Here is a 3,460-nt window from a genome sequence, read left to right as displayed (position 1 = left end):
GTGCTGCTGCTGCGCGACACGCCAGACGGGCTGGAGGTGCTGATGACGCGGCGCTCCAGCAAGGCGAGTTTTGTGCCGGGCGCCTATGTGTTTCCGGGGGGCGGCATCGACGCGGCGGATGGCTGCTGCCACGCCCTGACGCAGCGCCGGGCCACGCAAAGCGCGCAGGCGCTGACCGAGGCGATTGCCGGCATTCGCGAGAGTTTTGAAGAGCTGGGCGTGCTGCTGGCGCGCCACCTGGATGGCAGTTGGGCGACGCAGGCCGAGATTGACGCGATGGACCGGCAGGGCGACTTTGGCGCGCAGTGCGCGGCGCGCGATCTGACGCTGGCGGCGAGCGATATTTATGTGCTGGCGCGCTGGATCACCGACCGCGATTCGCCCAAACGCTTCGATGTGCCGTTTCTGGTGGCCCGCATGCCACCCGAGCAAACGCCGGTGGCCGACGAGACCGAGCAGTTTGAACCGGTGTGGGTGCGCCCTGGTGACGCGCTGGCACGGCATCAGGCGGGCAGCTTTTTCATGATCTACCCGACCATCATCACGCTGCAGCGCCTGCAGGACCTGGCCACGGTCGATGCCGTGCTGCAGGCCTGCGCGGTGACGGAAGAACCGCTGTGGACCAGTTGCCCGCGCACCGGCTTGCTGGCCGGGCGCGAACAGCGCCATATGGAACACGAGTCGGCCTACGGCGAGTTGGCGCTGGTCTGCCCCGACGGTCAAATCGCGCACACGCTGGACTGGCAAAGCGAGCAGGCCGTGCCGCTGCTCAAAAACGTGTTGCGCCTGACCGCGCCCAACCCCGGCGCCATGACCGGCCCGGGCACCAACAGCTATCTGGTGGGCGACCCCGGCACCGGCTATATCGCCATCGACCCCGGCCCGGCCGACGATGATCATCTGGCCAAGCTGTGGCGCGCGGCGGGCGGCGACATCCGCCTGATTGTCTGCACCCATTCGCACCCCGATCACGCCCCCGGCGCCCGGCCGCTGCAGGCCATGTGCAAGCTGGCACCGCCCATTTTGGGACTGCCCAGCGCGGACACGGCGCGCGCCAACAGCGCTTTTGTGCCGGACCGGGCGCTGCAAAACGGCGAGTTGCTGGTGTTGACCCCAAACCATGGATCGCCGCGCTTCGCTCGCGATGACGGAGCTGTCATTGCAAACGCAGTGAAGCAATCTCGCGGTGATGGAGTTGTCATTGCAAACGCAGTGAAGCAATCTCGCGGTGATGGAGTTGTCATTGCAAACGCAGTGAAGCAATCTCGCGGTGATGGAGTTGTCATTGCGAACGCAGTGAAGCAATCCATGGCCCCTGAAGACATGGATTGCCGCGTCGCTGGCGCTCCTCGCAATGACCGGGTCATAAATGACACCACACACACCTTGCAAGTCATTCACACTCCGGGCCACGCCGCCAACCACCTGTGCCTGATGCTGCTGGAAGACGGCCTGCTGTTCAGCGGCGACCACATTTTGAACGGCAGCACCACGGTGGTTGACCCGCCCGACGGCGACATGACCGACTACCTGGATTCGCTGGACCTGCTGCACGAGGCTTGCCACGAGCACCAGCTCAAGTACATCCTGCCCGCCCACGGTTATGTGATCGGCGGACCGGATGACGAGGCCAAGACGGCCATCGTCCGGCTCAAAACGCACCGCCTGCAGCGCGAGACCAAGGTGTTGGCCGCCATGCAGGCGCAGCCCGACGGCACGCTCGACGACTGGCTGGCGCTGGTGTATGCCGATGTGCCGCAGCGCATGTGGCCGGTGGCCAAACGCTCGCTGATGGCGCATGTGGCGCGCCTTAAAACCCTGATGCCCTAGCCCCGGCGCAGCGCCATGCCGGCTGTCATCATTTTCTGTCTGGGCCTGCTGCTGGTGCTGTGGCTGGTGGGCGCGCCCTGGCTGCTTGAGCGCAAACGCAAAAAGTTGCGCGCCCAGCCCTTTCCGGCCACCTGGCGCGCGGTATTGCAGCGGCGCGTGCCCTATGTGCGCCGGCTGCCCGCCGACCTGCAATTGCAGCTGAAACAGCACCTGCAGGTGTTTCTGGCCGAGAAGGCGTTCATTGGCTGCGACGGTCTGGCAATCACCGACGAGATCAGGGTCACGATTGCCGCGCACGCCTGCCTGCTCATCTTGAACCGCCCCAGTGGCTACTACCCCAAACTGCGCCAGATTCTGGTTTACCCCGACAGTTTTGTGGTGCAGCGCGACCAGGTGGACCACATCGGCCTGGCGCACCGCACACGCGAGGTGCTGGCGGGCGAGTCGTGGGCAGAGGGGCAAGTGATCTTGTCGTGGCAGGACACGCTGGCCGGCGCGGCGGTGGTGGACGATGGGCAGAACGTGGCCATTCATGAATTTGCCCACCAGCTGGATCAGGAAACCGGCAGCGCCAACGGCGCGCCCATGCTCAAGCGGCGGGCGCAGTACCAGCGCTGGGCCAGCGTGCTGGGCACAGAATTTGCCACCCTGCAAGCCCGCGTGGCGTGTGGCGCGCCGTCGCTGTTCAGCGACTACGGCGCCACCGACCCGGGCGAATTTTTCGCGGTGATCTCGGAGGTGTTTTTTGAGCAGCCCGCGGCCATGGCCGAACAACACCCGGCGCTGTACCGGGAACTCAGCCAGTTTTACCAGTTGGACCCGCGGAGCTGGTAGCGGCCAGCCAACCGCGCCCACGTCATTGGTTACCATTGCGGCCAATGATCAAACCCAAAAAAACCTCACCGCCCGCCAAACCGCTCACGCAGGACGGCGAGCGCCTGTCCAAGCATGTGGCGCACCTGATGCGCTGCTCGCGCCGCGAGGCCGAGCAGTACATCGAGGGCGGCTGGGTCAGCGTGAACGGCAAGGTGGTCGAAGAGCCGATGGCGCGCGTGACGGACCAGTCCGTGGTGGTGGACCCGCACGCCAGCCTGATGACGCTGACCGACGTCACGCTGCTGCTGCACAAACCGCCGGGCTTCGAGGCCATGGCGGCACCGGGCGAGGCGAACAAACGCGTCAGGCCGGCGCAGCAACTGCTGCTGCCAGCCAACCACTGGGCGCAAGACCCGTCAGGCGTGCGGCTGCTGAAGCACCACTTTGCCAAGCTCAGCGCCTGCGTGCCGCTGGAAGTAGCCGCCAGCGGGCTGGTGGTGTTTACCCAGGACTGGCGCGTGTTGCGCAAGCTCACCGAAGACGCGGCCCTCATGGAACACGAACTGGTGGTGGAGGTGGCCGGCGAGGTGGCGCCCGAGGTGTTGCAGCGCCTGAACGCGGGCCTGAGCAGCGACGGCCAGCCGCTGCCGCCGGTCAAGGTCAGCGTCAACAGCACCTCGGACACGTCCACCCGCTTGCGTTTTGCCTTGAAGGGCGTGCACCCGGGGCTGATCGCCTACCTGTGCGAGCGCGTGGGCCTGCGCATCCAGGGCATCAAGCGCCAGCGCGTGGGCCGGGTGGCGCTGTCCGGTCT

At 66.1% G+C, this 3,460-nt stretch carries 3 protein-coding genes; all 3 read left to right on the top strand.

Annotated features, from left to right (window positions below):
• The coding region (locus NDI87_RS17155) for an MBL fold metallo-hydrolase (RefSeq protein ID WP_296276801.1) at positions 1–1,830 on the top strand (1,830 nt) is incomplete at its 5' end.
• Positions 1,831–1,845: 15 nt separating this feature from the next.
• Positions 1,846–2,664, top strand: a complete 819-nt coding sequence (locus tag NDI87_RS17150; protein ID WP_296276800.1) for a M90 family metallopeptidase — start codon at positions 1,846–1,848, stop codon at positions 2,662–2,664.
• A 44-nt stretch (positions 2,665–2,708) separates the two neighbouring features.
• Positions 2,709–3,460, top strand: a 752-nt coding sequence (locus NDI87_RS17145) for an RNA pseudouridine synthase (protein ID WP_296276799.1), incomplete at its 3' end; no start/stop codon positions are given.

The sequence above is a fragment of the Rhodoferax sp. genome (assembly GCF_023701345.1).
In the GTDB taxonomy this organism is placed as follows: domain Bacteria; phylum Pseudomonadota; class Gammaproteobacteria; order Burkholderiales; family Burkholderiaceae_C; genus Rhodoferax.
The sequence above is the reverse complement of the archived record's forward strand: the minus strand, read 5'-3'. Positions and strand labels throughout refer to the sequence as shown.

Bases quoted from the DNA above. Each gene is read 5' to 3' on its own strand.
- NDI87_RS17150 (WP_296276800.1), top strand. From the start codon at position 1,846: ATGCCGGCTGTCATCATTTTCTGTCTGGGCCTGCTGCTGGTGCTGTGG.